This window comes from Nocardia amamiensis (genome assembly GCF_015477605.1).
Taxonomy (GTDB): domain Bacteria; phylum Actinomycetota; class Actinomycetes; order Mycobacteriales; family Mycobacteriaceae; genus Nocardia; species Nocardia amamiensis_A.
The window spans coordinates 1-23,453 of record NZ_JADLQX010000009.1 but is presented as its reverse complement, the minus strand read 5'-3'; the positions used below and the strand labels follow the sequence as shown (position 1 = coordinate 23,453).

Genomic DNA, 23,453 nt, shown 5'->3' with positions numbered 1-23,453 from the left:
AGGCATGAGCGCGCACCCTGCCGGGCCCCGGCACGCCGAGATCCCGCACGCGCCGAATCTGCCGGAACGTCCGAGCGATCCGGAACAGATGATCGATCTGCCCGCGAACGTCTGGCCGCGCAACGCCGCTCGCGACGCCGACGGCGTGGTCCGGCTGGCGGGCGTGCCGGTGCACGAGCTGGCCGCTCGGTTCGGCACCCCGCTGTTCGTGGTCGACGAGGACGACTTCCGTTCCCGCTGCCGCGACATGGTCCGCGCCTTCGGGGCGAACGCACGCGTTCACTACGCGTCCAAGGCGTTCCTGTGCGGTGAGATCGCACGCTGGATCCGGGACGAGGGCCTGTCGCTGGACGTGTGCTCCGGCGGCGAGCTCGCCGTGGCGCTGCACGCGGGTTTCCCGGCCGAGCGAATCGCGTTGCACGGCAACAACAAATCGGTCGCCGAGTTGGAGGCCGCGGTGTCCGCCGGGGTCGGCCACATCGTGGTCGACTCGCTGATCGAGATCGAGCGCCTGGAAGCCGTCGCGGGCCTCGCCGGCGTGGTGCAGGACGTGCTGGTCCGGGTGACGGTCGGCGTGGAAGCCCATACCCACGAATACATCTCGACCGCGCACGAGGATCAGAAGTTCGGTTTCTCGATCGCGGGCGGCGACGCCATGGAGGCGCTCGCGCGCGTCTTCGACGCCGACAACCTGCGTCTGGTCGGCCTGCACAGCCACATCGGCTCGCAGATTTTCGAGATCGACGGATTCGAGATCGCCGCGCGGCGCATGCTCGGTCTGCTGCGCGAGGCCATCGACAAGTTCGGCATCGAGCGCACCGCCCAGATCGCCACGCTGGATCTCGGTGGCGGGCTCGGCATTTCGTATCTGCCGTCGGACGACCCGCCGCCGCTGGGCGAGTTCGCCGCGAAACTGCGCGAGCTGGTCGCCGCCGAGGCCGAACGCGCCGGCCTGCCCGTGCCGGTGATCGCGGTGGAGCCGGGCCGCGCCATCGCGGGCCCGGGCACGGTGACGCTGTACGAGGTGGGCACCATCAAGGACGTCTCGCTGGACGGCGGCCTGCGCAGGCGCTACGTCAGCGTCGACGGCGGCATGAGCGACAACATCCGTCCCGCGCTGTATCAGGCCGATTACGACTGCCGTCTGGTCTCGCGCTCGTCGCAGGCCGGGCCGGTGGTCGCGCGCGTGGTCGGAAAGCATTGCGAGAGTGGCGACATCGTCATCCGCGATACCTGGTTGCCCGCCGATGTCGGCCCCGGTGACCTGGTCGCCGTCGCCGCCACCGGCGCGTATTGCTATTCGATGTCCAGCCGGTACAACCAGTTGACCCGCCCCGCGGTCGTCGCGGTGCGGGACGGACAGCCGCGCCTGATCCTGCGCCGGGAGACGGTGGCGGACCTGCTCAGCCTGGAGGTGGAAGCGTGACGGCGAACGCGAAGAACGGCGTCTGGGGGACCGATCGCCCGATCGGGGTCGCGGTCCTCGGCATGGGCAACGTCGGTACCGAGGTCGTGCGCATCCTGCGTGAGCACACCGAGGACCTGCGTGCCCGCGTCGGCGCCCCGGTGGTGCTACGCGGCGTGGCCGTGCGCAGCCTCGGCACCGACCGCGGCATCCCGGCGGATCTGCTGACCACCGACGCCGACGCTCTCGTCGCCCGCGAGGACGTCGATCTGGTCGTCGAGGTGATCGGCGGCATCGATCCGCCGCGCCGGCTGATCCTGGCGGCGCTGAACGCGGGCAAATCCGTGGTGACCGCGAACAAGGCGCTGCTGGCCGACTACACCGGCGAGCTCGCCGCGGCCGCCGAACGCAGCCGCGCCGACCTGTACTTCGAGGCCGCCGTCGCGGGCGCCATCCCGGTGGTGCGCCCGCTGATCCAGTCGCTGGCCGGGGACCGGGTGAACCGGGTCGTCGGCATCGTCAACGGCACCACCAACTTCATCCTCTCCGCGATGGACGAGACCGGCGCCGACTACTCGGAGACGCTGGCCGAGGCCACCCGCCTCGGGTACGCGGAGGCCGACCCGACGGCCGACGTGGAGGGCTACGACGCCGCGGCCAAGGCCGCGATCCTCGCCTCGCTGGCGTTCCACACCAGGGTCACCGCCGCCGACGTGTACCGCGAGGGCATCTCGCGGATCTCCGCCGAGGATCTGGAGACGGCCTCGGCGCTGGATTGCACCGTCAAGCTGCTGGCCATCTGCGAGCGCGTGGACGCGGGCCCCGGCGAGCCAGGTCCGGACGAGGGCGGCAAGGAACGCGTCTCGGTGCGCGTCTATCCGGCGCTCATTCCGCGTAAGCACCCGCTGGCCGCGGTGACCGGCGCCTTCAACGCGGTCGTCGTGGAGGCGGAGAACGCCGGGCGGCTGATGTTCTACGGGCAGGGCGCAGGCGGCGCTCCCACGGCCTCCGCGGTGCTCGGCGATCTGGTGATGGCGGCACGCAACAAGTTCTACGGGGGTCGCGCTCCCGGCGAATCGGTTTATGCTGAGCTACCGATCGCGCCGATCGGCGATACGCCCACCCGCTATCACGTGAACCTGCAGGTCGAGGACCGTCCTGGGGTCTTGGAAAAAGTGGCGGGCGAATTCGCCAAGCACGAGGTGAGCATCTCGACCGTCCGTCAAGAAGGGCACGGTTCGGGTGCGCGCCTGGTCGTGGTGACCCACCACGCAACCGAGTCGGCGCTCGCGGACACCGTCGCCGCACTGGCGGAAATGGCATCCGTCACATCCGTGACCAGCGTTCTGAGATTGGAAGGCACCGAAGAATGACCACAGTGTCGCGCAGCGACGCCGTCAGGGGTGGCGGCCGGGAGACCGGTGGCGTGGCGCCCCAGGCAGGAGTGCACTCCCGCTGGCCGGGCCTGATCGCGGCCTACCGCGACCGGCTCGTCGGGGCGGCCGACTGGGAGCCGGTCACGCTGTACGAGGGCGGAACGCCGCTGGTGCCCGCGCCGCACCTGTCCGAGCTGACCGGGTGTGAGGTGTACCTGAAAGTCGAGGGCCTGAACCCGACCGGGTCGTTCAAGGACCGCGGTATGACCATGGCGATGACCGACGCCAAGTACCGCGGCCAGCAAGCGGTGCTGTGCGCGTCCACTGGCAACACCTCGGCATCCGCGGCGGCGTATGCCACCCGCGCCGGCATGAGCTGCGCGGTGCTGATCCCGCAGGGCAAGATCGCGATGGGCAAGCTGGCCCAGGCGGTCATGCTCGGCGCGAAGATCATCCAGGTGCAGGGCAATTTCGACGACTGCCTGGAGCTCGCACGCAAGGTCACCGCCGACTTCCCCAGCATCGGTCTGGTGAACTCGGTGAACCCGGCGCGCATCGAGGGCCAGAAGACCGCGGCCTTCGAGATCTGCGACGTGCTCGGCAAGGCTCCGGACGTGCACGCGCTCCCGGTCGGCAATGCGGGCAACATCACCGCCTACTGGCGTGGCTACCGCGAGTACTACGCCGACGGCGTCACCGGTCAGCTCCCGCGCATGCTCGGTGTGCAGGCCGCGGGCGCCGCGCCGCTGGTCAACGGGGCGCCGGTGAAGGACCCGGAGACCATCGCGACGGCCATCCGGATCGGCGCGCCGGCCTCGTGGAACGGCGCCGTCGAGGCCAAGGAGCAGTCCGGCGGAGCGTTCCGCGCCGCCACCGACGAGGCGATTCTCGAGGCATATCACCTGGTCGCGGCCACCGAAGGCGTGTTCGTCGAGCCCGCGTCGGCGGCCAGTGTCGCCGGTGTGCTCGCCGCGCGCAAGGAAGGCTGGCTGGCGCCCGGGCTCACCGTGGTGTGCACCGTGACCGGCAATGGCCTCAAGGATCCCGACACGGCGCTGTCGGGGATGCCGCAGGTGCAGGCGATTCCGGTCGACCCGGTCGCGGTCGCCGCCGAACTCGAGCTGGCCTGAGTTGAGTTCGCGCGACAGCCAGCTCGTGGGCGAGCGTAGCGAGCGAACCATCGATACCCCGCGCACCGCGCATACCGGAACCGAGCGCCACCGAGGCGCGGGCGTGAGCGCGACGCTGCCCGCCGGCCTCGCCGTGACTGCGCGGGTGCCCGCGTCGACCGCGAACCTCGGCCCCGGCTTCGACTCGCTCGGTATGGCATTGGGTCTCTATGACGAGATCGAGGTGCGCACCACCGATTCCGGACTCACCATCCGGGTCGAGGGTGAAGGCGCCGACGATGTCCCTTGGGGCCCTTCGCATCTCGTGGTCCGCGCGATCGAGCGCGGCCTGGAATCGGCGGGCGTCTGGGCCGACGGGCTCGACGTGGTGTGCCGCAACGTGATTCCGCATGCGCGCGGGCTCGGCTCGTCGGCGTCCGCGGTGGTCGGTGGACTGGCCGCCGGCTGTGCCCTCGCTGCGAAGCTGGACCCCGCCCTGGCCACGCCGGTCGATCAATTGGTCCAGCTGGCGTCGGAATTCGAAGGTCACCCGGACAACGCGGCGGCCAGCGTGCTCGGCGGAATCGTGGTTTCGTGGACCGAGGCCGACACCGAGCTCGCCGCCGACGCGGGTCGCGAGGTCGCGCCCGAGGCGAAGTACCACGGTCGCGTCTACCGCGCGGTGCGGCTGGAGGCGCATCCGGCGCTGCGACCGGTCGTGCTGATTCCCGAGGAGCGCTCGTCCACCGCGCACACCCGCGGCCTGCTGCCCGATGTCGTGCCGCACGGCGACGCCGCCTTCAACGTCAGCCGCGCCGCGCTCGCGGTGGTCGCCCTGACCCAGCGTCCCGACCTGTTGCTGCCCGCTACCGCGGACCGCCTGCACCAGCCCCAGCGTGCCCCCGCGCTACCGCTGACCACGGCATGGATCACCCGCCTGCGGGCGGCGGGCATCGCGGCGACCGTCTCCGGCGCGGGGCCGACCATCCTGGCCCTGAGTACCAGCGAATTCCCTGCGGAACTCCGCGAACTCGCGGCATCCGACGGCCTGCGCGTGGTGGAGCCGGGAATCGCCGAAGGCGTCCGGGTCGACTGACGGCGAGTCTGCCTTGCCGAGATTCACAATGGACAGCTATTCTGGGCAAGTCCGTACATCGTGCGCATCAGACGCCGGTGCTTCATCAGGGCAATCGCTCCAGCAGGCTCCAGGCTCGAGCCTCCAGGCCATGGGGGTGCTGCGTAGCTGCGCAACTGGAATGATCACTCCCCACCTCTCGCCAATGGTGGAGAAGCCGCCGGTCCGGCGGGGCAGGTGATACGGCACATAGCGCCCGGACGGACGCATCCCAGTCCGGCAGAATGCCCGGACTGCGGGACGAACCCTCGAAACAGCACACGGCGATCGAGGGAAGGAAAGGATTTCCGTGACAGATACGGACCTGCTCGCGACACCCGGCGTGGAATCGAACCCGACGGGCGACCGCGAAAGTGAATCCGGACAGATTTCGAAGATGAGCGAACACACCGACGTCGCACGATCGGGGCTGACTGGAATGTTGTTGCCGCAGTTGCGCGCCCTCGCGGGGGAACTCGGTATCCGAGGTACCTCCGGAATGCGCAAGGGCGATCTGATCGCCGCCATCAAGGAAAATCAGGCCGCCGGAAAACCGGCGAAGGTGGAAAAGCCCGCCAAAGGCGAGGCGAAGTCCGCGGTGACCGCCAAGGCCGACGCCCCGGCGAAGGACGATTCCGCGGCCGCATCGGCTCCGGCCGCGCCGGCGAAGGCCGAGCAGGCGACCCTCGACGTGACGACCGCGGCTTCGGCCCCGGCCACCGAGGCTCCCGCCCCGGCGAAGACCGCGCCCGCCGATGCCGCGCCCGAAACCACCGAGGAGTCCGGCCGCGAGGGTGGCCAGCGTGGCCGCGGCCGGCAGCGGCGCGGTCGTGACCAGGCACGATCCGGCGGTGAGAGCGCTCCCGCCGAAGCACGCGGTGACGAGGCGAAGCAGGACGCCGAACAGGGCGGCGAGCGTCGCCGGGATCGTGGCCAGGGCGAGCGTGGCCAAGGCGAGCGTGGCCAAGGCGAGCGTGGCCAGGGCGAGCGTGGCCAGAGCCAGAACGGCAGCGCGGCGCGCGGCGGTGATGACGAAGAAGGCGGTCGCGGTCGGCGCGGACGCCGCTTCCGGGAGCGTCGTCGTGGGCGCGACCGCGAGGGTGGCGGCGGCGAGACCCGCGAGCTGGAGATCCGCGAGGACGACGTGCTGCAGCCGGTCGCGGGCATCCTCGACGTGCTGGACAACTACGCCTTCGTCCGCACCTCCGGCTACCTGGCCGGGCCGAACGACGTGTACGTGTCGATGAACCTGGTGCGCAAGAACGGTCTGCGCCGTGGTGACGCGATCACCGGCGCGGTGCGCGCCCCGCGCGACGGCGAACAGGGCAACCAGCGCCAGAAGTTCGATCCGCTGGTGCGGCTGGACACGGTCAACGGCGGTGAGGTCGAGGCCGCGAAGCGCCGCCCCGAGTTCGGCAAGCTCACCCCGCTGTACCCGAACCAGCGGCTGCGGCTGGAGACCACGCCGAACAAGCTGACCACCCGGGTCATCGACCTGATCATGCCGATCGGCAAGGGGCAGCGCGCGCTGATCGTGTCGCCGCCGAAGGCCGGTAAGACCACGATCCTGCAGGACATCGCGAACGCGATCGCGACCAACAACCCCGAGGTCTACCTCATGGTCGTGCTGGTCGACGAGCGTCCGGAAGAGGTCACCGACATGCAGCGTTCGGTGCGGGGCGAGGTCATCTCCTCGACCTTCGACCGGCCGCCGTCAGACCACACCTCGGTCGCCGAGCTCGCCATCGAGCGCGCCAAGCGCCTGGTGGAGATGGGCAAGGACGTCGTCGTGCTGCTCGACTCGATCACCCGGCTCGGCCGCGCGTACAACAACTCCTCGCCCGCCTCGGGCCGAATCCTTTCCGGTGGTGTCGATTCCACCGCGCTGTATCCGCCCAAGCGGTTCCTCGGCGCGGCGCGCAACATCGAGAACGGCGGATCGCTGACCATCATCGCGACCGCGATGGTGGAGACCGGCTCGACCGGTGACACGGTGATCTTCGAGGAGTTCAAGGGCACCGGTAACGCCGAACTCAAGCTGGACCGCAAGATCGCGGAGCGGCGGGTGTTCCCGGCGGTGGACGTCAATCCGTCCGGCACCCGCAAGGACGAGCTACTGCTCAGCCCCGACGAGGCGGGCGTGCTGCACAAGCTGCGCCGCGTACTGTCCGGCCTGGACTCGCACCAGGCGATCGATCTGCTGATCGACCGTCTGAAGAAGTCGAAGAACAACCTCGAGTTCCTCATGCAGGTGAGCAAGACCGCGCCGGGCGCGCTCGACGAGTAGTACATAGCACCGAGTTGTCGCCGAGGCAACGGCCGAAAGGGTCCCGCTACCGCGGGACCCTTTCGGCGTTTGCGGGGCGAAGAACGCCGAGCCGATCGCGGCCGAGCCGATGATCAGGAAACCGAGGATGAGTGCGCAGGTCGGGTCTGCGGGACCCGGCGTGGTACTCCGGACGTACACGGTGTTCGCGGGCGCGGAATAGTTCGTGGTTTCGGGGAGGGCGCACCAGCCGGCGGCCGCGGTGAGGATCAGGAGAACGAAAATCGCGGACGCGATTCGGATTGCCACGCCGGTCTCCTTCCAGCCGCCCAACGGCGATGTGCCCAGGTCTGCCACTCTATGAACGGATCTGTTCGCATTCCTGAGTAGCGCACTACCCGACTTCGGGATCGCTGCAGGCGGTGCGGATTCGCGCGCCCGAATTTCCAGGGGCGCGAACGACGGGGGAAGTACCTAGGGCGGGAACAAACCACTCGCCGGGGGCGTTTTGGGAGCGTAACGGCAGTTCTGGCATACTGAACGGTCGTTGCGTCTGCTCAGATGAGCAGACCTCCCGCCTAGTCGGTTCCGGTTCACGCTCGTCGCGAATTCGCGTGGGCGACCCGGCGGCCACATCTCGAGAGGACATCCATGAAGGCAGGAATTCACCCGACGTATGTCGACACCACCGTCGTCTGTGGTTGCGGCAACACCTTCCAGACTCGCAGCACCAAGGAGTCGGGACACATCACCGTCGAGGTCTGCTCGCAGTGCCACCCGTTCTACACCGGCAAGCAGAAGATCCTCGACACCGGTGGCCGCGTGGCCCGCTTCGAGGCCCGCTACGGCAAGCGTGCCGGCAAGAAGGCCGACGCCAAGTAGCTTCCTCGCCGACGCCCGGTCCTGCAGCGCAGGCCGGGCGTCGGTGCTTTGTATGGACCGGTAACCAGAAAAGGAAGCACCGTGACGCAACCGTCCGCGATCGATGACGTTCTGGCCGAGTACGCCGGCTTGGAGACGCAGCTGGCCGACCCGTCGCTGCACAACGATGCGGGCGCCGCGCGCCGGGTCGGCAAGCGGTTCGCCGAGCTGGCCCCGGTCATGGCCACATACCGCAAGCTGGAGACGGCGCGCGACGATCTGTCCGCCGCCCAGGAACTCGCGGCCGACGACGCCGCCTTCGCCGCCGAGATCCCCGGCCTGGAACGAGAGGTCGAGGAACTGGAACAGGCCCTCGCCGACCTGCTCGCCCCGCGCGACCCGCACGACGGCGACGACGTCGTGCTCGAGGTGAAGTCCGGGGAGGGCGGCGAGGAGTCCGCGCTGTTCGCCGCCGACCTGGCCCGCATGTACGTGCGCTACGCGGAGCGCCACGGCTGGAAGGTCGAGATCCTCGACGCCACGCTGTCGGATCTAGGCGGCTACAAAGAGGCCACGTTGTCGATCAAGAGCCGGGACGCCGCGCGCGACGGCGTGTGGTCGCGGTTCAAATTCGAAGGCGGTGTGCACCGCGTGCAGCGCGTTCCGGTGACCGAATCGCAGGGGCGCATCCACACGTCGGCGGCGGGCGTGCTGATCTACCCGGAACCCGACGAAATCGAAGAGGTGCAGATCGACGAATCCGATCTGCGGATCGACGTCTATCGCTCCTCCGGCAAGGGCGGTCAGGGCGTCAACACCACGGACTCCGCGGTGCGCATCACGCATCTGCCCTCCGGCATCGTGGTCACCTGCCAGAACGAGCGATCCCAGTTGCAGAACAAGGCCCGCGCCATGCAAGTGCTCGCGGCGCGGCTGCAAGCGCTGGCCGAGGAGCAGGCCGACCAGGAAGCGGCCGCGGGCCGGGCGAGCCAGATCCGCACCGTGGACCGCTCCGAGCGGATTCGCACCTATAACTTCCCGGAGAACCGGATCACCGACCATCGCATCGGCTTCAAGGCGCACAACCTCGACGCGGTGCTCGACGGCGACCTCGACGCATTGCTGGATGCCCTGGGTAAGGCGGATCGCGAAGCGCGTATGGCTTCGGAATGATTCCGTTTCGGGCAGAGTCGACGCCATGTCTACCACCCGAGTCGCGCTGCGCCCCGCCATCAACGACGCCATCGAGACATTGCGGACCGCCGGGGTGCACAGTCCGCAGGCCGACGCCGAGCACTTGGCGGCGCACGTCCTCGGCGTGGAACGGACCAGGCTGGCGCTGACCCCGCTGGTGCCGCCGGGCAAGCTGGCCGAGTATCGCGAGCTGGTCGATCGCCGTGCACAGCGGATTCCGTTGCAGCACTTGACCGGAACGGCCGTGATGGGTGCGCTCGATCTCGCGGTGGGACCCGGCGTCTTCGTGCCGCGCCCGGAGACCGAGCTGTTGTACGCGTGGGCGCTGGCGCAGCTGGAGGCCCTGCCGCACGATCACGCCCCGCTCGTCGTCGACCTGTGCACCGGATCGGGCGCGCTCGCCCTGGCCGTCGCACATGCGCGCCCCGACGCCGACGTGCACGCGATCGAGCTCGATCCAGCGGCGCTGGCCTGGGCGCGCCGCAACGCCGACGACCGGATCGCGGCGGGCGACACACCGATCACGCTCTACGCCGACGACGCCACCGACCCCACGCTGCTCACAAACCTCGACGGCCGGGTGGACGTGGTGGTCTCCAACCCGCCCTACATCCCCGAAGGCGCCCGCCTCGACCCCGAGGTGGCCGAGCACGATCCGCCGATCGCCCTGTTCGGCGGCCCGGACGGTCTGTCGGTCATCCGCCGCATGATCCCGAACATCACCCGTCTGCTGCGCCCGGGCGGCGGCGTCGCCATCGAACACGACGACACCAACGGCTCAGCCCTGGCCGCTCTGCTGGCAGAGCACGGGGAATTCACCGACATCGTCGAACACCCCGACTTGGCGGGCAAGCCGCGGTTTGTCGCCGCCATCCGCACCTGAGGCTGCGATCACCTTATTCGCAGTGATCCGGACTTAGGCGCGAAGTGGCGTCCGTGACAGGATGGGTGCCGTGAGTACCGTCTACGACTGCGCGGATCCCGACTCGCGCGCCGCCGGACTGTCCGCGGCGACCAGCGCCCTGAAATCCGGACGGCTGGTCGTGCTGCCCACCGACACCCTGTACGGCCTGGCCGCCGACGCGTTCGATTCCACCGCGGTGAGCTCGCTGCTCGCGGCCAAGCGCCGGGGCAGGGACATGCCGGTGCCGGTGCTCGTCGGGTCCTGGCACACCATCGACGGCCTGGTGTTCTCGGTGCGGCCGCAAGCGCGCGAGCTGATCCGGGCGTTCTGGCCCGGCGGCCTGAGTCTCGTTGTGCAGCAAGCGCCTTCGCTGGCCTGGGATCTCGGTGACACGCGTGGGACGGTGATGCTGCGGATGCCGCTGCACCCGGTCGCGCTCGAGCTGTTGCGTGAGGTCGGCCCGCTGGCGGTGTCCAGCGCCAACGTGTCCGGTCAGCCACCGGCGAAGACCGCTGCCGAGGCCAAGGAGCAGCTCGGTGAGCTGGTCGGTGTGTACCTCGACGGCGGTCCCGCCGATCACGCGGTCGCCTCTACCATCGTCGACCTGACCGCCGACCAACCGCGGATCCTGCGTGCGGGCGCGGTGCCCGTCGCCGACATCGCCGAGGTGCTCGGTATGTCGCCGGAGGCGCTCGGTGGCGCCGCGCAGCGGCTCGGATGATGGGTTCGAGCGCTGTCGTCCCCCTGCGGGAGCTGCTCGTCGTGCTGCTCATCTCCGCGGTGGTGACCTTCCTGGCCACCGGCGGGGTGCGCGTGCTGGCGATCGGCTTCGGCGCGGTCGCCGTGCCGCGCGATCGGGATGTGCACGTCAAGCCGATTCCGCGGATGGGCGGCGTCGGCATCTACATCGGTGTGGTCGCCTCGGTGCTGTTCGCGCACCAACTGCCCGCGCTGCGCAGCGGATTCGACTACAAGCCCAATATCCCGATCGCCGTGCTGGTGGCAGGCACGCTCATCGTCGCGGTCGGCATCGTCGACGACCGGTGGGGACTCGACGCGCTCACGAAGTTCGCCGGACAGGTGACGGCGGCGGGTGTGATGGCCGTCATGGGGCTCGGTTGGTACGTCATCTACAACCCGTTCAGCAACACCACGGTCGTGCTGGACGGATTGCAAGGCGGCCTGGTCACGGTCGCGGTCACCGTCACCCTGGTCAACGCCATGAACTTCGTCGACGGTCTGGACGGTCTCGCCGCCGGCCTCGGCTTGATCGCCGCGCTGGCCGTTTTCGTGTTCTGCCTGGGATTGATGAACGAACAGGGCGGCTCGGTGGACACCTACCCGCCCGCGCTGCTCGCCGCCGCGCTGGCGGGCGGATGCCTCGGATTCCTGCCGCACAATTTCCAGCCCGCGCGCATATTCATGGGCGACTCCGGCTCGATGCTGATCGGATTGATGCTGGCCGCGGTGTCCACCGGCGCTTCGGGTCGAATCCCGTTGCAGGGATACGGGCCGCGCGACATCGTCGGTCTGCTTTCCCCGCTGTTGCTGGTGGGTGCGGTGATGTTCATTCCGGTGCTGGACCTGTTGCTCGCCATCGTGCGCCGGGTTCGCGCGGGCGTGAGTTTCTCGACGCCCGACAAAATGCACTTGCATCATCGCTTGCTGCAGATCGGGCATTCGCACCGGCGCGTCGTGCTGCTGATCTATTTGTGGGTCGGTGTGCTCGCGTTCGGCGCGGTGGGCACCTCGCTGATGGACCGCAGGCTGGTTGTCCTGATGATGGCGGGCGGTCTGGTTTTCGCGCTGGTGATCACCGCGATTCCGGGGCTGCGGCGTAGGGACCCGGCAGGCGACGGATCGGCGTCGGGGTAAAGTCGGCGGCTGTGACTTTCACACCCGAACCGGTTCCCGGCCCCGACGCGCCGCTGCGGTCCGCTCTGCGCTACGGACTGATCGGCTTGGGCGTACTGGTGGTCCTGGCGGTCGGACTGGGCGCCGCCGTCTCGGGAATGCCGGGGGTATGGGGCGCGCTGCTCGGCGCCGCGATCGGCGGGGGCTTCATTCTGACCACCGCGGCGGTCGTGCTGTTCGGCGCGAAACTGCCGCCGACCACGGCCGGTCTGGTCATGCTGGTGAGCTGGGTGGGCAAGATGCTGGTGGCGCTGGTCGTCATCGCGATCCTCAATCAGTTCGATTTCTACGACCGGGTCGTCCTGTTCCTCACCGTCATCGGAGCCTTGGTCATCGTGCTCGGCGCGGAGACGTATGGCGTTCTGCGCCAGAAGGTTCCATACGTGACGACCACCGACACGGAAGCGTCTGATACCCGCGAGTAACAAAAAACGCACACCCCCTACGCGCTGTCGTAGATCACTTGGTAAAGTGTTGGTAAGCAAGCGACCAAGTGAGGGGTCACCCGCTGGATCCCGCATGACGGCAGCTATGCTTACTGCCGTACCGGGCTCCGAGAGGGGTTCCGGTTCTGCATGTCGACGATGTCGCCGACACACGTACAGACGCCGGGTGGAGTCCAAACCGCCGCACAGCTGCTGACGAACTTCGAGCCGACCTGAGTCGACCCAAATTGATCGTCAATGTCCGATCGAACCGCGGGAATGACCGTACCCGCGGCCCGAACACGGGAGAGAACGCTGAGCGTCACCACTCTGGCGGCCGAGTTCCATGCGCCGTCGCTTACCGACTTCTTCCCTCCAGCTGTGCTGTTCGAGGGAACGCCGTTCGAACTCGATCGATTGATGCTGATCCGCATCCTGATGTCGGCCGTTCTGGTCGCCGTGATGCTGCTGGCGTTCCGTTCGCCGAAGATCGTTCCGCGCGGTCTGCAGAATGTCGCCGAAATCGGCCTGGTCTTCGTCAAAGAGCAGATCTGCGAAGAGGTGCTCGGCAAGGAATCGGGACGCAGATTCTTCCCGCTGATCGCCACGATCTTCTTCACGGTCCTCTTTCTGAACTTCTCCGGCATCATTCCGGGGTTGAACATCTCGTCGAATGCTCGCATCGGCATGCCGCTGACGTTGGCCGTCATCGCGTACCTGGCGTTCAACTACGTCGGTATCAAGAAGTACGGATTCTTCAACTACATGCGCAGCAGCATCGTCGTTCCGAATGTTCCCCCCGCACTGCACGTGCTGCTGATTCCGATCGAGTTCGTCTCCACCTTCATCCTGCGTCCGTTCACGCTGACCGTCCGACTCATGGCCAACATGCTGGCCGGTCACATCATGCTGGTGCTGTTCTTCAGCGCCACCTGGTTCTTCCTGTTCGACGCCACCTCATGGATGAAGGTGTTCTCGCCGTTCTCGCTGCTCGCGGGACTCGGATTCACGCTGTTCGAGATGCTGGTCATCTTCCTGCAGGCCTATGTGTTTGCGCTGCTGACCGCCGTTTACATCGGGCTCGCGCAGCACGCGGCCGATCACTGACCTGACCGACACAACTACCGGAAACCTGCTACACCACGCCGACCGGCGGGTGAGCAACAGAAAGGGAATGGAAGACTCATGAGCCTCGCTTACCTGGCCCAGGAAGCCGCGACCAACGAGAGCACCTTCAAGGGTCTCGGCGCCGTCGGCTACGGCCTCGCCGCGATCGGCCCCGGCATCGGCGTCGGCATCGTTGTCGGCAAGGCCATCGAGGGCATCGCGCGTCAGCCTGAGCTGCAGGGCACCATCCGCACCAACATGTTCCTCGGTATCGCGTTCACCGAGGCGCTCGCCCTTATCGGTCTCGTCGCCGGCTTCATTTTCTGATTCCGATGTACGAGTCAGTTTTGCTCGCGGCGGCGGAGGGAGAGGAAGTGAATCCTCTCGTCCCCGAAACGTACGACATCGTCTGGTCGATCGTCTGCGTCGTCATCATCGCGGCCCTGTTCTACAAGTACGTGGTTCCGCGCCTGATGAAGACGCTCGACGAGCGCTCCGACAAGATCGAAGGCGGCATCGCTCGTGCCGAGGCCGCGCAGGAAGAAGCTCAGCTCACCCTGCAGCAGTACCAGCAGCAGCTGGCCGACGCCCGGCTGGAGGCCGCCCGCATCCGGGAGGACGCGCGCACTCAGGGCCAGGAGATCCTCGCGCAGATGCGCTCGGATGCCCAGGCCGAAGCCGACCGCATCATCGCGGCAGGCCAGACCCAGCTGGAAGCCCAGCGCCAGCAGATCCTGACCGAACTCCGCTCCGAAGTCGGCCGCACGGCCGTGGACCTGGCCGAGAAGATCATCGGACAGTCGGTGTCGGACGAGGCCAAGCAGGCGGCGTCGATCGAGCGGTTCCTCGACGAGCTCGACGAGTCGGACGCAGGCATCGGGGTCGGAAGGTAACGACGCGAAAGTGAGAAGCATGTACGCAGCGAGCCGCGAGGCAAGCGCCCGGTCCCGGGAGGCGCTTCGGGCCGCTCTGACCGGAAGCGACACGGCTGCGGCCACGACGGGCTCGGAACTGTTCGCCGTTGTCGCCGTGCTGGACGACCAGCGTTCGCTGCGTGTGGCGCTCGCGGACGTGTCGGTGCCGGGTTCCGCGCGCGCGGAACTCTGCGAGCGGGTCTTCGGCGGCAAGGTCAGCGCTGCCACCCTGGCGGTGCTGACCACCGCGGTGGCCCAGGACTGGTCGCGCACGGCGGACCTGGTCGACACCCTGGTGCTGCTCGGCCAGGAGGCGTTGCTGGAGTCGGCGGCGCAGCGCGGCCGGATCGACGCGGTCGAGGACGAGCTGTTCCGGCTCGGCCGGATCATCAGCGACAACCCCGACCTGGAGCAGGCTCTGTCGGATCGCGCGAAGCCGGCTTCGGCCAAGCGCGAGCTGGTCGCCCGTCTGCTGGCGGACAAGACCGAGCCGATCACGCTGACCCTGGCGGAGCAGGTGGTGGCCAGGCAGCGGACGAGCCTCGGCGCGGCCTTCGACGAGCTGTCCGACTTGGCGGCGGGTCGCCGCGAGCAGATCGTCGCGCACGTGCGCGCCGCGATCGCGCTCACCGACCAGCAGCGGGACCGGCTGGCCACCTCGCTGGGCCGTATCTACGGCACGGCGATCACGGTGCACGTCCAGGTCGACCCGAGTTTGCTGAGCGGGCTCGTCGTGCGCGTCGGTGACGACGTGATCGACGGCAGCGCCCTCGGCCGACTGGAAAAGCTGCGCCGGGCCCTGACCTAGCGCGCTCCCACCACCCCCGACATTCCAGACCCAGACAGCGAGAGCAGGAAGAACATGGCGGAGCTGACGATCTCCTCCGACGAGATCCGTAGCGCGATCGAGAGCTACACCCAGAGCTACACCCCCAAGACCTCCATCGAAGAAGTCGGTGTGGTCACCGACGCCAGTGACGGCATCGCGCACGTCAGCGGCCTGCCTTCGGCGATGGCCAACGAGCTGCTCGAGTTCCCGGGCGGCGTGCTCGGCGTGGCGCTGAACCTCGAGGACCGCGAGATCGGTGCGGTCATCCTCGGCGAGTTCGCCGAGATCGAGGAAGGCCACGAGGTCCGCCGGACCGGTGACGTGCTCTCGGTTCCGGTCGGCGACAAGTTCCTCGGCCGCGTGGTGAACCCGCTCGGTCAGCCGATCGACGGTCTCGGCGAGATCGAGGCCGAGGAGCAGCGCGTGCTGGAGCTGCAGGCGGCGACCGTGCTGGAGCGCCAGCCGGTCGAAGAGCCGCTGGCCACCGGCATCACCGCCATCGACGCGCTGACCGCGATCGGCCGTGGCCAGCGTCAGCTGATCATCGGCGACCGCAAGACCGGCAAGACCGCGGTCTGCATCGATGCGATCCTCAACCAGAAGGCCAACTGGGAGACCGGCGACCCCAAGAAGCAGGTGCGCTGCATCTACGTCGCCATCGGCCAGAAGGGTTCCACCATCGCGGGCGTGAAGGCCGCGCTGGAGCAGCACGGCGCGCTGGAGTACACCACCATCGTCGCCGCCCCGGCCTCCGACTCCGCCGGCTTCAAGTGGCTGGCCCCCTACACCGGTTCGGCCATCGGCCAGCACTGGATGTACCAGGGCAAGCACGTGCTGATCGTGTTCGACGACCTGACCAAGCAGGCCGAGGCCTACCGCGCGATCTCGCTGCTGCTGCGTCGCCCGCCGGGCCGCGAGGCGTACCCCGGTGACGTCTTCTACCTGCACTCCCGTCTGCTGGAGCGTTGCGCCAAGCTGTCCGACGAGATGGGTGCTGGCTCGATGACCGGTCTGCCGATCATCGAGACCAAGGCCAACGACATCTCGGCGTTCATCCCGACCAACGTAATCTCCATCACCGACGGCCAGGTCTTCCTCGAGTCCGACCTGTTCAACAAGGGTGTCCGCCCGGCGATCAACGTCGGTACCTCGGTGTCCCGCGTGGGTGGCGCCGCCCAGACCAAGGGCATGAAGAAGGTCGCCGGTTCGCTGCGTCTGGAAATGGCGCAGTACCGCGAGCTCGAGGCGTTCTCCGCCTTCGCCTCCGATCTCGACGCCGCGTCGCTGGCGCAGCTCGAGCGCGGCGCCCGCTGGGTCGAGCTGCTCAAGCAGGACCAGTACTCGCCGGTGCCGGTCGAGGACCAGATCGTCTCGATCTACCTGGTCGACGGCGGCTACTACGACTCGGTCCCGGTCGCCGACATCCGCCGCTTCAGCGCGGAGCTGCTGGAGGACCTGCACCGCACCGCCGCGGACGCCTTCAAGGCCATCGCGGGCGGCAAGGTGCTCGACGGCGACGCGGCCGAGGCGATCAAGACCGCGACCGACAAGTTCAAGCAGGGCTTCCTCGCCTCCGACGGCAGCCGTGTGGTGAACGAGGCCGAGGCGGGCGAGCTCGACCACGAAGAGGTCGAGTCGCTGTCGGTGACGCGCAAGCACGTCGAGAAGTAATCGAGCCTGCCATGCGCTATTCGATTCGTGCGAATGAAGGGAGTGTGAACCGCTGATGGCAAGCTTGCGTGAATTGCGCTCCCGCATTCGTGGTGTGAATTCGATCAAGAAGATCACCAAGGCTCAAGAGCTGATCGCGACCTCGCGCATCTCCAAGGCCCAGGCCAGGGTCGCGGCCGCGAAGCCGTACGCCGAGGAGATCACCAAGGTCCTCAGTGAGCTGGCGAGTGCGTCGAAGAACCTGTCGCACCCGCTGCTCACCGAGCGCCCCAACCCGCGTCGTGCGGCGGTGCTGGTGATCACCAGTGACAGCGGTATGTGCGGTGGTTACAACTCGAACGTGCTCAAGCGCGCCGAGGAGCTGATGACCACCCTGCGCGACGAGGGCAAGGAACCGGTGCTCTACGTCATGGGCAACAAGGGCCTGACGTACTACACCTTCCGCAACCGCCCGTTCGTGTCCGCCTGGACCGGGTTCTCGCAGCAGCCGAAGTACACCGATGCGTCGGCCGCCTGCCACCACCTGGTGGATGCGTTCATGGCCGGGGCCGACGGCGAGGTTCCCCACCCGCACGGGACGGGCGACATCGCCGGAGTGGACGAACTGCACATCGTGTACACCCGCTTCGTGTCGATGCTCAGCCAGACCCCGGAGGTGCGCCGGCTGGCGCCGATCCAGGTGAGCTACATCGACGAGAACTTCGACATCGGCGAAGACATCGTGTCGGATTCCCCGACCGCGGAGGTCCACGCGCAGTACGAGTTCGAGCCCGACGCCGATGTGCTGCTGGCGGCGCTGCTGCCGAAGTACATCAACACGCGTGTCTACGCGTCGTTGCTCGAGGCAGCGGCATCCGAGTCCGCGGCTCGGCGCACCGCAATGAAGGCCGCCACCGACAACGCCAACGAACTCGCGAGCGTGCTTCAGCGCGAGGCGAACTCGGTACGTCAGGCCCAGATCACGCAGGAAATCAGCGAAATCGTCGGCGGCGTGAACGCGCTGGCGGCGAGCTCGGACCGCGACTAAGCGCCGCGGCCCGAGGGCCGCCTATCGACACGGAGAGAACCAACACCAATGACCGCAGCTGTCACCCGAGAAGACACGAGCCGGACCGGCGCCGCCACGGGCCGCGTCGCCCGGGTCATCGGCCCCGTCGTGGACGTCGAATTCCCCCGCGGAGCCATCCCTGAGCTGTTCAACGCTCTGCACGCCGAGATCGCGCTGACCTCGGTGGCCAAGACCCTGACCCTCGAGGTCGCCCAGCACCTCGGCGACAACATCGTGCGCACCATCTCGATGCAGCCGACCGACGGCCTGGTCCGTGGCGCCACCGTCACCGACACCGGCAAGCCGATCTCGGTTCCGGTCGGCGACGTGGTCAAGGGCCACGTTTTCAACGCACTGGGCGACTGCCTGGACGCGCCGGGCACCGGCCGCGACGGCGAGCAGTGGGGCATCCACCGGAAGCCGCCGTCGTTCGACCAGCTCGAGGGCAAGACCGAGATCCTGGAGACGGGCATCAAGGTCATCGACCTGCTCACCCCGTACGTGAAGGGTGGCAAGATCGGCCTGTTCGGTGGCGCCGGCGTCGGCAAGACCGTGCTGATCCAGGAGATGATCACCCGTATCGCGCGGGAGTTCTCCGGTACCTCGGTGTTCGCGGGTGTCGGTGAGCGCACCCGTGAAGGCACCGACCTGCATCTGGAAATGGAAGAGATGGGCGTCCTCCAGGACACCGCCCTGGTCTTCGGCCAGATGGACGAGCCGCCGGGCACCCGTATGCGCGTCGCCCTCTCGGCTCTGACCATGGCCGAGTACTTCCGCGACGTGCAGCACCAGGACGTGCTGCTGTTCATCGACAACATCTTCCGGTTCACCCAGGCCGGTTCCGAGGTGTCCACCCTGCTCGGCCGCATGCCCTCGGCCGTCGGTTACCAGCCGACGCTGGCCGACGAGATGGGTGAGCTGCAGGAGCGCATCACCTCGACCCGCGGTCGGTCCATCACCTCGCTGCAGGCCATCTACGTGCCCGCCGACGACTACACCGACCCGGCGCCCGCCACCACCTTCGCCCACTTGGACGCGACGACCGAGCTCTCCCGCCCGATCTCGCAGAAGGGCATCTACCCCGCCGTCGACCCGCTGACCTCGACCTCCCGCATCCTGGAGGCCGCGATCGTCGGTGACCGGCACTTCGCGGTGGCCAACGAGGTGAAGCGGATCCTGCAGAAGTACAAGGAGCTGCAGGACATCATCGCCATCCTCGGTATGGACGAGCTCTCCGAAGAGGACAAGGTCCTCGTCGGCCGGGCCCGCCGTCTGGAGAAGTTCCTCGGCCAGAACTTCATCGTGGCCGAGAAGTTCACCGGTCAGGTTGGTTCGGTCGTGCCGCTGGAGCAGACCATCGACGACTTCGACCGGGTCTGCAAGGGCGAGTTCGACCACTTCCCGGAGCAGGCGTTCAACAGCTGCGGTGGTCTCGACGACGTCGAGGCGGCCGCGAAGAAGATCGCCGGAAAGTAGTCACGGATGGCGGAAATGTCAGTCGATCTCGTCGCGGTCGAACGGCTGCTCTGGTCCGGTCAGGCGTCGTTCGTCAGCGCGCAGACCACCGAGGGCCAGATCGGCATCATGCCCGGGCATGAGCCGCTGCTCGGCCAGCTGGTCGAGGGCGGCACCGTGAACATCGTGTCCACCGAGGGCGAGCGCATCGTCGCGGCGGTGCACGGCGGCTTCTTCTCGGTGACCGCGAACTCGGTTCGGGTACTGGCCGAATCGGCGGAGTTCGCCGACGAGGTGGACGTCGAGGCGGCTCGCCGGGTGCTGGCCGACACGGAGGCCAGTGAAGAGCAGCAGAAGGCTGCTCAGGCCCGGGTGCGCGCGGTCGAGCAGACCTCGAACGCGTAAGCAACAACCTGTCATTGCGCAACGACGGCTGTCGGCGGTGAAGACACTCTTCACCGCCGACAGCGTCTTTGTAGGCGAGTCGGACACGGCCGGGCCATTTGTAAACTCAGGGCCGTGGTTGAATGACCGCACATCGAATACCGTGTCGACGACACGGCGGCGGAGCGAAGGGACGAACGGCATTGCAAACCGGGATGGTTCTGCTGATCATTCTGGTGCTCATGCTCGTGTTCCTCGCACTGGCCTCGACCTATCGCCTGATCATGTTGCGCCGCGGCGGAACTGCCGCGATTCTGCGCGTCCTACCCGCCCGCGGTGGTCAGGGTTGGCGGCACGGATTGATCCGGTACGACGAGGACCGGCTCGTATTCTTCAAGCTCACCAGCCTCAAACTGGGCCCGGATTCCATGATTCGGCGCCAAGGCATCGAGATCGGTGATCGCCGCGGCCCGCGCGGTGACGAATACGACATCATGACCGACGACATCGCCGTGATCGCGGTGTCGGATCGGGCGGGCGGCTTCGAGTTGGCACTGGATCGCGACTCCTTGACCGCCTTTCTTTCCTGGGTCGAGTCCCGTCCTTCGGACCGCACTCGACGGATGCCGGGTCTGTAGAACACACGCGGCTGCTCAACCTTCGCCCGGCCGGCACATGTGCGGCTGCCTCGCCTTCGCTGGACCTGGCGCATGAGCGCCTGCCTCCAGTCTCCGCTGGACCTGACCGCGGGCCGGTGGCGGACTTCGCCTGCCTGCGCCCATTAGGGTTGTGCTGTGAGTGTGCACTTGACGCGGATCTATACCCGGACCGGCGATGACGGGACCACGGGATTGAGCGACTTCTCCCGGGTCGCCAAGAACGACCCGCGCCTGGTCGCCTACGCCGACTGCGACGAGACGAACGCCGCCATCGGCGTGGCGATCGCACTCGGGCAGCCCGAGGAGACGATGCTCGCGGTGCTGCGGCGCATTCAGAACGACTTGTTCGACGCCGGCGCCGATCTCTCCACCCCGGTGGTCGCGGAGCCGAAGTACCCGCCGCTGCGTGTCACCCAGTCCTACGTCGACCGGCTGGAAGCGTGGTGCGATGAATTCAACGCGGAGTTGCCCGCTCTGAATTCGTTCATCCTGCCCGGTGGCACACCGCTGGCAGCCCTGCTGCACACCGCCCGCACCGTTGCGCGCCGCGCGGAACGCTCCGCGTGGGCCGCGATCGAGGCGTATCCGGAGGACACCAACGTCCTGCCCGCCAAATACCTCAACCGCCTCTCGGACCTGTTGTTCATCCTGAGCCGGGTGGCCAATCCCGGCGGCGATATCCTGTGGAAGCCCGGTGGGGACCTGCCGAGCGCCTGATCGCGTCGGCGAGAACATGCGAGTACGCGAGTAACCACCGGGTATGCCAGGACCACGACGCCGACCACACCGTCGGCCGCGCAAACCCAGCGCGCGGCACCCGCTCGTACGGCAAAAACGGCCAGACGCGAGGGGGAGTCGCGGAGAGGTGGCACCGTAGTCGGTCGCCGCAACTATCCTTGCACCAACAGTGCGCCGAATACGCGGAGAGGCGGCATGGAACGGTTTTTGGTTACCGGCGGGAATCGACTCGTCGGTGAGGTCACGGTGGGAGGCGCCAAGAACAGCGTCCTCAAGCTGATGGCCGCTGCGTTGCTGGCCGAGGGCACCACCACGATCACCAACTGCCCGGACATCCTCGACGTGCCGTTGATGGCCGATGTGCTGCGCGGCCTCGGTTGCGACGTGACCATCGACGGTGGGGCGGTCACCATCACCACGCCCGCCGAGCCGAAGTACCACGCGGACTTCCCCGCCGTGACCCAGTTCCGCGCGTCGGTGTGTGTGCTCGGTCCGCTGATGGCTCGGTGCAAGCGTGCGGTCGTCGCCCTGCCCGGTGGTGACGCGATCGGCTCGCGTCCGCTCGATATGCATCAGGCCGGCCTGCGTCTGCTCGGCGCGACCAGCGAGATCGAACACGGCTGCGTGGTGGCGAAGGCCGACGAACTGCAGGGCGCCAGGATCCGCCTCGACTTCCCCTCTGTCGGCGCGACCGAGAACATCCTCATGGCGGCGGTGCTCGCCGAGGGCGAGACAGTGATCGACAACGCCGCGCGCGAGCCGGACATCGTCGACCTGTGCAACATGCTGGTCCGGATGGGCGCGCGGATCAGCGGGGCGGGCACCTCGGTGCTCACCATCCAGGGCGTCGAGCGGCTCTCGCCCACCACCCACCGCGTCATCGGCGACCGCATCGTGGCCGCGACCTGGGGTATCGCCGCCGCGATGACCCTGGGAGACATCCGCGTCACCGGAGTGAACCCGAAGCACCTGTCACTGGTGCTGGACAAGCTGCGTTCCGCGGGTGCGCGGATCTCGTTCGAGCAGGAGGGCTTCCGCGTGGTGCAGGCCGAGCGCCCTCGCGCGGTGAACTTCTCGACCCTGCCGTTCCCCGGCTTCCCGACCGACCTGCAGCCGATGGCCATCGGGCTCGCGTCCATCGCCGACGGGACCTCGATGATCACCGAGAACATCTTCGAAGCGCGTTTCCGTTTCGTGGAGGAGATGATCCGGCTCGGCGCCGACGCCCGCACCGATGGACACCACGCCGTGGTGCGCGGCATTCCCCGGTTGTCGAGTGCTCCGGTGTGGTCGTCCGATATTCGGGCGGGTGCCGGATTGGTCCTCGCCGGCTTGGTCGCCGACGGGACCACCGAAGTGCACGACGTCTTCCACATCGATCGCGGTTATCCGAATTTCGTCGAGCAGCTGCAGGCGCTGGGGGGTGCGGTAGCGCGCGTCGGCGCCGCGGATTGATCGCCGATTCGATCCCGGTTGTCCACGCCTTCCGAACGTTTCCTTGAAAACGCTTCCTGACCAGGGGATTTGACATCGTGCACGCAGACACGTAACTTTGTCCAAGTCAGAGCGACACGGACACCGACCCGGAGCCGAGAAGCTGAGCGGAAACGCTGAGCTAGAGGACTGGGAAACGAGGTAGGACGAGGAGCGCCTGACGATCACACTAGCTCGAACGAGAACCTTGTTTGCAACGCGGTTCGAGGCTGAGCTAAGCTGGAAAAGTTGCTTCACCGATCAATCGGCTCGAACCGGGCGACGGTGTGTGCGTGTGTTCTTTGAGAACTCAATAGTGTGTCGATGAATGTCAGTGCCAAATATTTTTGGTTCCGGCCTTCCGCTCCCCGTGTGGAGGGTCGGGCATTTTTTGTCAGCTAATTTTCCGGCTGGCGATTGTTTTGCTGGGTTTTCGGACTCTAGTTAGATATTTCTGATTCACCCTGTGGGGTGTTTCGAGAGTCTTCAACGGAGAGTTTGATCCTGGCTCAGGACGAACGCTGGCGGCGTGCTTAACACATGCAAGTCGAGCGGTAAGGCCCTTCGGGGTACACGAGCGGCGAACGGGTGAGTAACACGTGGGTGA

22 protein-coding genes and 1 rRNA gene are annotated in these 23,453 nt (G+C 67.6%); all 23 read left to right on the top strand.

Annotated elements, in window-relative coordinates:
- Positions 1-4 precede the first annotated feature (4 nt).
- The gene (gene lysA, locus IU459_RS13995) at positions 5-1,426 is read left to right on the top strand and encodes a diaminopimelate decarboxylase (RefSeq protein ID WP_195129950.1); all 1,422 of its coding nucleotides are present in this window, start codon (positions 5-7) and stop codon (positions 1,424-1,426) included.
- Complete coding sequence (locus IU459_RS13990; protein ID WP_195129949.1) at positions 1,423-2,778, top strand: homoserine dehydrogenase; 1,356 nt, start codon at positions 1,423-1,425, stop codon at positions 2,776-2,778. Before lysA ends, IU459_RS13990 begins: the two co-directional genes overlap by 4 nt.
- Before the next feature lie 71 nt (positions 2,779-2,849).
- Entirely contained in the window at positions 2,850-3,911 is a 1,062-nt protein-coding gene (thrC, locus tag IU459_RS13985; RefSeq protein ID WP_195130089.1) for a threonine synthase, read from the top strand.
- Between the two features lie 103 nt (positions 3,912-4,014).
- Positions 4,015-4,986: a homoserine kinase gene (gene thrB, locus IU459_RS13980; protein ID WP_195130088.1), complete on the top strand. Its 972-nt coding sequence runs from the start codon at positions 4,015-4,017 to the stop codon at positions 4,984-4,986.
- 328 nt (positions 4,987-5,314) lie between these two features.
- Positions 5,315-7,291, top strand: coding sequence for a transcription termination factor Rho (rho, locus tag IU459_RS13975; protein ID WP_195129948.1), 1,977 nt, complete (start codon positions 5,315-5,317; stop codon positions 7,289-7,291).
- A 630-nt stretch (positions 7,292-7,921) separates the two neighbouring features.
- Positions 7,922-8,152: a 50S ribosomal protein L31 gene (gene rpmE, locus IU459_RS13970; protein WP_039796334.1), complete on the top strand. Its 231-nt coding sequence runs from the start codon at positions 7,922-7,924 to the stop codon at positions 8,150-8,152.
- Positions 8,153-8,233: 81 nt separating this feature from the next.
- A complete protein-coding gene (gene prfA / locus IU459_RS13965) occupies positions 8,234-9,304 on the top strand; it encodes a peptide chain release factor 1 (RefSeq protein WP_195129947.1) in 1,071 nt (356 codons plus the stop codon).
- Positions 9,305-9,329: 25 nt separating this feature from the next.
- The gene (prmC, locus tag IU459_RS13960; protein ID WP_195129946.1) at positions 9,330-10,208 is read left to right on the top strand and encodes a peptide chain release factor N(5)-glutamine methyltransferase; all 879 of its coding nucleotides are present in this window, start codon (positions 9,330-9,332) and stop codon (positions 10,206-10,208) included.
- Positions 10,209-10,278: 70 nt separating this feature from the next.
- On the top strand, positions 10,279-10,950 hold the full coding sequence (locus tag IU459_RS13955) for an L-threonylcarbamoyladenylate synthase (protein WP_195129945.1): 672 nt from the start codon (positions 10,279-10,281) through the stop codon (positions 10,948-10,950).
- Positions 10,947-12,104 (top strand): glycosyltransferase family 4 protein, encoded by a 1,158-nt coding sequence (locus IU459_RS13950; RefSeq protein WP_195129944.1) that lies wholly within the window; start codon positions 10,947-10,949, stop codon positions 12,102-12,104. Before IU459_RS13955 ends, IU459_RS13950 begins: the two co-directional genes overlap by 4 nt.
- A gap of 11 nt (positions 12,105-12,115) precedes the next feature.
- The gene (locus IU459_RS13945; protein ID WP_195129943.1) at positions 12,116-12,568 is read left to right on the top strand and encodes a hypothetical protein; all 453 of its coding nucleotides are present in this window, start codon (positions 12,116-12,118) and stop codon (positions 12,566-12,568) included.
- 258 nt (positions 12,569-12,826) lie between these two features.
- Positions 12,827-13,675 (top strand): F0F1 ATP synthase subunit A, encoded by an 849-nt coding sequence (gene atpB, locus IU459_RS13940; protein ID WP_228837904.1) that lies wholly within the window; start codon positions 12,827-12,829, stop codon positions 13,673-13,675.
- Positions 13,676-13,753: 78 nt separating this feature from the next.
- On the top strand, positions 13,754-14,002 hold the full coding sequence (locus tag IU459_RS13935; protein WP_039796339.1) for an ATP synthase F0 subunit C: 249 nt from the start codon (positions 13,754-13,756) through the stop codon (positions 14,000-14,002).
- Positions 14,003-14,007: 5 nt separating this feature from the next.
- Positions 14,008-14,568, top strand: a complete 561-nt coding sequence (locus IU459_RS13930) for a F0F1 ATP synthase subunit B (protein WP_195129942.1) — start codon at positions 14,008-14,010, stop codon at positions 14,566-14,568.
- A 19-nt stretch (positions 14,569-14,587) separates the two neighbouring features.
- Positions 14,588-15,397, top strand: a complete 810-nt coding sequence (locus IU459_RS13925; protein WP_195129941.1) for a F0F1 ATP synthase subunit delta — start codon at positions 14,588-14,590, stop codon at positions 15,395-15,397.
- A 54-nt stretch (positions 15,398-15,451) separates the two neighbouring features.
- Positions 15,452-17,089 (top strand): F0F1 ATP synthase subunit alpha, encoded by a 1,638-nt coding sequence (atpA, locus tag IU459_RS13920; RefSeq protein WP_195129940.1) that lies wholly within the window; start codon positions 15,452-15,454, stop codon positions 17,087-17,089.
- 55 nt (positions 17,090-17,144) lie between these two features.
- Positions 17,145-18,116: a F0F1 ATP synthase subunit gamma gene (locus IU459_RS13915; protein ID WP_195129939.1), complete on the top strand. Its 972-nt coding sequence runs from the start codon at positions 17,145-17,147 to the stop codon at positions 18,114-18,116.
- A 48-nt stretch (positions 18,117-18,164) separates the two neighbouring features.
- Positions 18,165-19,613: a F0F1 ATP synthase subunit beta gene (gene atpD, locus IU459_RS13910; RefSeq protein ID WP_195129938.1), complete on the top strand. Its 1,449-nt coding sequence runs from the start codon at positions 18,165-18,167 to the stop codon at positions 19,611-19,613.
- Between the two features lie 6 nt (positions 19,614-19,619).
- A complete protein-coding gene (locus IU459_RS13905; protein WP_195129937.1) occupies positions 19,620-19,997 on the top strand; it encodes a F0F1 ATP synthase subunit epsilon in 378 nt (125 codons plus the stop codon).
- A gap of 194 nt (positions 19,998-20,191) precedes the next feature.
- Positions 20,192-20,614 carry a DUF2550 domain-containing protein gene (locus IU459_RS13900; protein WP_067479060.1) on the top strand — a complete coding sequence of 141 codons (423 nt, stop codon included), beginning with the start codon at positions 20,192-20,194 and terminating at the stop codon, positions 20,612-20,614.
- 156 nt (positions 20,615-20,770) lie between these two features.
- Positions 20,771-21,352, top strand: a complete 582-nt coding sequence (locus tag IU459_RS13895) for a cob(I)yrinic acid a,c-diamide adenosyltransferase (protein ID WP_195129936.1) — start codon at positions 20,771-20,773, stop codon at positions 21,350-21,352.
- Positions 21,353-21,568: 216 nt separating this feature from the next.
- Positions 21,569-22,828 (top strand): UDP-N-acetylglucosamine 1-carboxyvinyltransferase, encoded by a 1,260-nt coding sequence (gene murA, locus IU459_RS13890; RefSeq protein ID WP_195129935.1) that lies wholly within the window; start codon positions 21,569-21,571, stop codon positions 22,826-22,828.
- A gap of 504 nt (positions 22,829-23,332) precedes the next feature.
- A 16S ribosomal RNA gene (locus IU459_RS13885) occupies positions 23,333-23,453 on the top strand; the annotation flags it as partial.

What these genes read in the sequence shown, in the direction of transcription:
- lysA (WP_195129950.1), top strand. Translation starts at nt 5, where the DNA reads ATGAGCGCGCACCCTGCCGGGCCCCGGCACGCCGAGATCCCGCACGCG.
- rpmE (WP_039796334.1), top strand. Translation starts at nt 7,922, where the DNA reads ATGAAGGCAGGAATTCACCCGACGTATGTCGACACCACCGTCGTCTGT.
- prmC (WP_195129946.1), top strand. Translation starts at nt 9,330, where the DNA reads ATGTCTACCACCCGAGTCGCGCTGCGCCCCGCCATCAACGACGCCATC.
- IU459_RS13950 (WP_195129944.1), top strand. Translation starts at nt 10,947, where the DNA reads ATGATGGGTTCGAGCGCTGTCGTCCCCCTGCGGGAGCTGCTCGTCGTG.
- atpB (WP_228837904.1), top strand. Translation starts at nt 12,827, where the DNA reads ATGTCCGATCGAACCGCGGGAATGACCGTACCCGCGGCCCGAACACGG.
- IU459_RS13935 (WP_039796339.1), top strand. Translation starts at nt 13,754, where the DNA reads ATGAGCCTCGCTTACCTGGCCCAGGAAGCCGCGACCAACGAGAGCACC.
- IU459_RS13930 (WP_195129942.1), top strand. Translation starts at nt 14,008, where the DNA reads ATGTACGAGTCAGTTTTGCTCGCGGCGGCGGAGGGAGAGGAAGTGAAT.
- IU459_RS13925 (WP_195129941.1), top strand. Translation starts at nt 14,588, where the DNA reads ATGTACGCAGCGAGCCGCGAGGCAAGCGCCCGGTCCCGGGAGGCGCTT.
- atpA (WP_195129940.1), top strand. Translation starts at nt 15,452, where the DNA reads ATGGCGGAGCTGACGATCTCCTCCGACGAGATCCGTAGCGCGATCGAG.
- IU459_RS13915 (WP_195129939.1), top strand. Translation starts at nt 17,145, where the DNA reads ATGGCAAGCTTGCGTGAATTGCGCTCCCGCATTCGTGGTGTGAATTCG.
- atpD (WP_195129938.1), top strand. Translation starts at nt 18,165, where the DNA reads ATGACCGCAGCTGTCACCCGAGAAGACACGAGCCGGACCGGCGCCGCC.
- IU459_RS13905 (WP_195129937.1), top strand. Translation starts at nt 19,620, where the DNA reads ATGGCGGAAATGTCAGTCGATCTCGTCGCGGTCGAACGGCTGCTCTGG.
- IU459_RS13900 (WP_067479060.1), top strand. Translation starts at nt 20,192, where the DNA reads ATGGTTCTGCTGATCATTCTGGTGCTCATGCTCGTGTTCCTCGCACTG.
- murA (WP_195129935.1), top strand. Translation starts at nt 21,569, where the DNA reads ATGGAACGGTTTTTGGTTACCGGCGGGAATCGACTCGTCGGTGAGGTC.